The organism is Acetobacterium fimetarium, assembly GCF_014284475.1.
Taxonomy (GTDB): domain Bacteria; phylum Bacillota; class Clostridia; order Eubacteriales; family Eubacteriaceae; genus Acetobacterium; species Acetobacterium fimetarium.
On record NZ_WJBC01000047.1, the window covers coordinates 1 to 5050 of the forward strand.

General features: G+C 32.9%; 5 protein-coding genes. All 5 read right to left on the minus strand.

The features are described from left to right. Window positions 1-148: 148 nt before the first annotated feature. Genes GH808_RS14780 through neuB form a run of 5 tightly spaced genes read right to left on the minus strand, consistent with a single transcriptional unit; the run spans window position 149 to window position 5018 of the window. The gene (locus GH808_RS14780) at window positions 149-931 is read right to left on the minus strand and encodes an acylneuraminate cytidylyltransferase family protein (protein WP_186843556.1); all 783 of its coding nucleotides are present in this window, start codon (window positions 929-931) and stop codon (window positions 149-151) included. 1 nt (window position 932) lies between these two features. Further along, window positions 933-1877, minus strand: coding sequence for a Gfo/Idh/MocA family oxidoreductase (locus GH808_RS14785; RefSeq protein ID WP_186843557.1), 945 nt, complete (start codon window positions 1875-1877; stop codon window positions 933-935). A 3-nt stretch (window positions 1878-1880) separates the two neighbouring features. After that, complete coding sequence (locus GH808_RS14790; RefSeq protein ID WP_186843558.1) at window positions 1881-2858, minus strand: Gfo/Idh/MocA family protein; 978 nt, start codon at window positions 2856-2858, stop codon at window positions 1881-1883. 1 nt (window position 2859) lies between these two features. After that, the gene (gene neuC, locus GH808_RS14795) at window positions 2860-4026 is read right to left on the minus strand and encodes a UDP-N-acetylglucosamine 2-epimerase (RefSeq protein WP_186843559.1); all 1167 of its coding nucleotides are present in this window, start codon (window positions 4024-4026) and stop codon (window positions 2860-2862) included. Further along, complete coding sequence (neuB, locus tag GH808_RS14800) at window positions 4023-5018, minus strand: N-acetylneuraminate synthase (RefSeq protein WP_186843560.1); 996 nt, start codon at window positions 5016-5018, stop codon at window positions 4023-4025. The genes neuC and neuB overlap by 4 nt, the downstream gene beginning before the upstream one ends. Window positions 5019-5050 lie beyond the last annotated feature (32 nt).

Genomic DNA, 5050 nt, shown 5'->3' on the forward strand with positions numbered 1-5050 from the left:
GTTGAACAATTGAATTCGGTAGGATCTAGAAAGTCTACACTGTTAAAAAATCAACTCCGGCAATGGATTGACTCTCAGGCCTTTTTTATAAAGGCTTTATTCGGTCAATTAAGCTGGGAAAGTTGAGTACATAATAATTGTAAGTTTACTATTCATTAGCACCCTCTTTTCGTTTTAATATTTTATTAACATTAGCCTGAACTTCTTTGTATTTATCAAATTCTTCAAATAAATACTTTGCTATCACCTGCATCAATTCAAAATCATTTTCCTGATCCAAATCTAAAACTGCTGTATCCAACATTTTTATTACATCACATTTCCCTTCAAATATTTCCTTGCCACTTTCAAGAAATTCTGGGGAATAAGCATACAAGGATGCATTCATATCAAATATTTCTGGTGCTTCCTGCCGTGCATTATAAGAAGATTTTATAACACGTTCATAGCCGTTTTCTGTTTTCTTAACCATATTGAAATAAGGATTTCTTCTTGCTTCCGTTACTGAGAATATCACATCAGCGTCGGAATTTAACTTCTTTTGTATTAGACTATTAATATCCTTTACGGTTCTTAATGGAGACGTAATATCCAAATCAACAACCATATCATAGTTGATTGATTTTCTAACTTTCATTACCTCTAAACAATTTAAAACTACTGTAACTTTTGAAGTATTATCCAAAGCCAGCAGTGGATCCCTTATAATTATTTCAACTTCAAAATTTAATTGTTCCTTAAACATTTCAATAAGATCTATACTATCAGTGTTTAATACAATGTCACAATGGATATCTGGATGCGCTCTTTTATATAGTTCAATTGCTGAAACTGTATAAAATGGCAAAGGATAGTCCAAAAATTCTTTTATGTTTTTGTTTCTAATTCCTTTCGATCCAGCTCTTCCACATATTGTAAATAAGATATCCATATTATTTCCCTTCTTTCGCAATTTGCAAAATTCTAAGTGCTTTTGAAATATCATTATCATTAGGTACTCGACCTTCTATGATATTAAAAAAATTTGATATTTCTTTATACTGATAATCATTTCTTTGTTCCTTAAAGGAAATGATCTCCCCACTTTTTAAACACCGTATTTCACTGTTTGTCAAGTCTCCTACTATTGTATCTTCATCTGTAAATATTTGAACTTCTCTAATCGTTTGACGCCCAAAGTAATCCAAGTGAACTTCCACTAACATGCTATCATATTTTGCAATGTACAAGGATATATCATCACTATCAATTTCTAAGTTAGAAAACGTGCCTCTCAAATTTAATACTTCGTCAGGCTCACCAAATAAATAGCATAGATAATCCCACTCATGGATCAAATCAATGGAAACTCCGCCGCCTTGATCTTTATGAGCACTGTAGGAATTACGATAATCTTGATTCGGTCTCCATTCTGGCAGATAACTTGAACAAATCGCTCTGACACTAAACACATTCATTTCTCTTAATTGCTCTTTTAGGTATTGGATCACATCTGTATATCGCAATGGACAAGCTACATAATATGTACTGTCTCTTTTTAAGCCTAATTCTTTTAGAGTCACATCTATGTTATCAAATATTGGCTTTTCAATAAACATATGTTTCGTTTTCGAAACATACTGCTGTATTGTCTCAAAATGCAAATTGGTAGGGTTTGTAATAAATAATACATCATAGTCATTTGGAACCGTATCATAAGAATAATATATCTGATTTACATGTTTTGCTACTTCACTATCTGGCTCTTTGCCTCTTCCACTTCTGACCAAATCAATTGAATAGGACTTGCCTTGTTCCTTTAAAACAGCAACGATGTTTTTTACATGCCTTGTACCAATTGAGCCAAGACCAATTATGCCTATTTTATATGATTTCATCTATTAGCTCTCAATTCTATCAATAATTTTTAGAATTTCTTTATCCTTTTCAAAGCTGTATAATGGTGCTTTTCCCTTTAATACAGCTTCAAAAAAAGAGGTGATTTCATTGAAATAGTCATTTTCGACCACAAAACTACTGTAATTTTCAAGCTGATCAATTTCTTTATATAATTGAAGATTAACATCCACTTTTTCTTCGTAATTATATTCATATAAACCGGTTGGAGATCCGTCCCAATGAATATACAGTTTCTCACCAAACACTTCTAAATTTCGTACGGCCTTGCGCGAAACAACATCAACTTCTAAAGCACCTTTATGTCCACTGCTATGTTGAACAAGTATCAAATAGTTATCATTATAATCAATATTTAAATCACTCATTTTGCTTTTAACCACATCAACTTTATCAATATCGCCAAATACATCAATTAACCAGGGAATTTCAATCGCAAATATTTCTCTGCAACCATTGGAAAGCTTATCACTCACAAAAAAATCTTGATAATTCTCCCAAGGATGCCAATCAGGTAGATATTGGCCAACATGATAGCTATAATTCAGCTTACAATTAGCTTGTTCGATTAAAGCCTTAATTTTTTGTATTTCTTCTCGATACAAAAATGTTGAAGACATAAATAATACAAGTTCATTCTGTTCAGCAAGTCTAATGTTTTTTTCATAACCATCATCAACTAAATTCAATTCTGAAAATATATTCAATCCCAAGTTTAAACACTCTGTAATAATAATATGATGAGTTAATGGTGATGTGCACACAAAAGCACTGTCAAAACCAGTGATATCTGCTACATCATTCAAATTATCAAACGTTTCTATTTTATATTCTATACTGCATTTTTTTCTACGTTCTTCATTGGTATCCACTCCAATAATTTGAATCTTATCATCAAATTTGCTTATTAAACGTATTCGCCTCTTTCCCATGGAACCAAGTCCAATCACAATAACTTTCATATTATATCACTTCACAATCAAAAAATTTTTTCTTCAAGTCAATTTTACCTTCTAATAGGAATTCTTTTAACTTATTAATAATTTTATCTGATGTATTACCATCTCCATATGGGTTACTTGTATCTCTTGCTTTTCTCTTAAATTCTTCAGTTAAGGCCAGAGCAATTGCACCTTCAATTTCATTAACGAGAGGTTTACAGTTAATAACATTGTCTCCTTGCAGTCTGCCTTTTTGACGATCACCAATATTAATTGTTGGTACACCAAAACACGGAGCCTCCACTAAACCACTCGATGAATTGCCGATAACCATTTCACAGTACTTTATAGCACTCAAATAACGTGTCATTCCCAGGGAATCAAAAGCTATTGCGTTGTCATGCTGATTTGCATATTGTTCAAGTAATTGATTAATCACTCGACCGTTTGTGTCAGCATTTGCTTTTGTAAAAACAAATTTCATATTTTTATATTTTTCACAAGCATCTAATAAATTTTGAAACTGCTTCGCAGAATCAGCGTTTTCAAGAGTTGCAGGATGAAAAGTTATCATAGCATAGGGTTTATCTAATTTAAAACTAATCGCCGTTTCAAGCTCAGTCTTACTCATTAGTTTTTCTTTACTTACATTCTCTATCCCGATTTCTCCGACAGAAAAGACCCTGTTTGGTTCCTCTCCAAGTTGAATAACCCTGTTTCGACTACTTTCAGTGTTAGTAAAGTGTAAATAGCTTAGTTTTGTTATCGCATGTCTAATCGACTCATCCATCGATCCTTCAGTCGTATCCCCACCATAGAGATGAGTGATTGGTATTCTTTGATTCATTGCCGCACAGCATACAGCCAAAGTTTCATAACGATCACCTAATACCAATAACATATCAGGATCTATCCGAGCAAAATATTCAGCAAAACCAATCATTGCCAATCCCATTGCTTTTGAAATGGCTGTAGGCGTATCAGAACTCAAAAGAATTTCTATTTTTTCATCAATCAAAATTCCATCCTTCAGTATTTCTCTATAAGTCAACCCAAATTCAGGTGAGAGATGCGTTCCTGTGACTACAACACGCACATCAAATTCTGACACGTTTCTTAATTTTAAAATAATCTGTTTTAGAAGACCATATTCAGCTCTGGTAGCTGTCAATATACATATTTTTTTCATATTTCTACCAAATCATCCTCATCAAAATCCCTCTTTGCCTTTTGGCCTAACACTTCAAACCATTTCATGGGGCTGATACCATTTCCAGGACGTTTAGCTGCAAGATTTTCTTCTGTAAATACTTCACCTTTAAATATTTTTCGTCTGGCTACGATACTCTTTCTCGCGATATTTATATTCTTAATTTCCGATTTACTAGGAATTTTTACACCATTACCTAATGCTTTCTCAATATTTCTTATGCTTTTCACCATCATATTAAGTTCATTCGGTTCTAAACTGGCTTGATGATCAGGGCCTTCCATCGTTCTATCAAGAGTAAAATGCTTCTCAATTATCTTAGCTCCTAATGCAACAGCAGCAATTGGAACTTCGATACCTAATGTATGATCCGAGTATCCAACATCAACCTTGAATAATTTTTTAATTGAATCCATTGCTTTAAGATTTACATCCTCCATAGGAGTCGGATATTCAGTATTACAATGCAGTAACGTTATTTTACCAGCACCATTGGCTTTTAAAACATCTGTAGCCTCTCGAATCTCATCTAACGTTGCCATTCCGGTAGATAATACAACCTCTTTATTAGTTTGTGCTATTTTTATTAAATAGGGTAAATTAGTTATTTCTCCTGATGGAATTTTCCAAAATGGCATATCCAATGTATTCAAAAAATCGATGCTCTTAAGATCAAAAGCTGTTGATAAAAACACAATTCCCTTTTCTTTGCAATATTCATTAATTTCACTAAATTCTTTGAAACTCAGTTCAAGCTTTTTGACCATTTCAAATTGACTTTCATTTTCGCCAGTTGATTCTTTTTGGTAGTCAGCTTTTTCTGCCTTTTTGGAGATAACCTCCTCTGTGATAAATGTTTGAAATTTTACACAGTCAGCACCTGACTCAACGGCCACATCAACCAATTTTAAAGCTAGCACTAACCTTCCATTATGATTATCTCCTGCTTCTGCTATAATAAAAACACTCATGGGGTTTTACTCCTTTCTATATTGTATAAAAT

Bases quoted from the DNA above. Each gene is read 5' to 3' on its own strand.
- GH808_RS14780 (WP_186843556.1), bottom strand. From the start codon at position 931: ATGGATATCTTATTTACAATATGTGGAAGAGCTGGATCGAAAGGAATT.
- GH808_RS14785 (WP_186843557.1), bottom strand. From the start codon at position 1,877: ATGAAATCATATAAAATAGGCATAATTGGTCTTGGCTCAATTGGTACA.
- GH808_RS14790 (WP_186843558.1), bottom strand. From the start codon at position 2,858: ATGAAAGTTATTGTGATTGGACTTGGTTCCATGGGAAAGAGGCGAATA.
- neuC (WP_186843559.1), bottom strand. From the start codon at position 4,026: ATGAAAAAAATATGTATATTGACAGCTACCAGAGCTGAATATGGTCTT.
- neuB (WP_186843560.1), bottom strand. From the start codon at position 5,018: ATGAGTGTTTTTATTATAGCAGAAGCAGGAGATAATCATAATGGAAGG.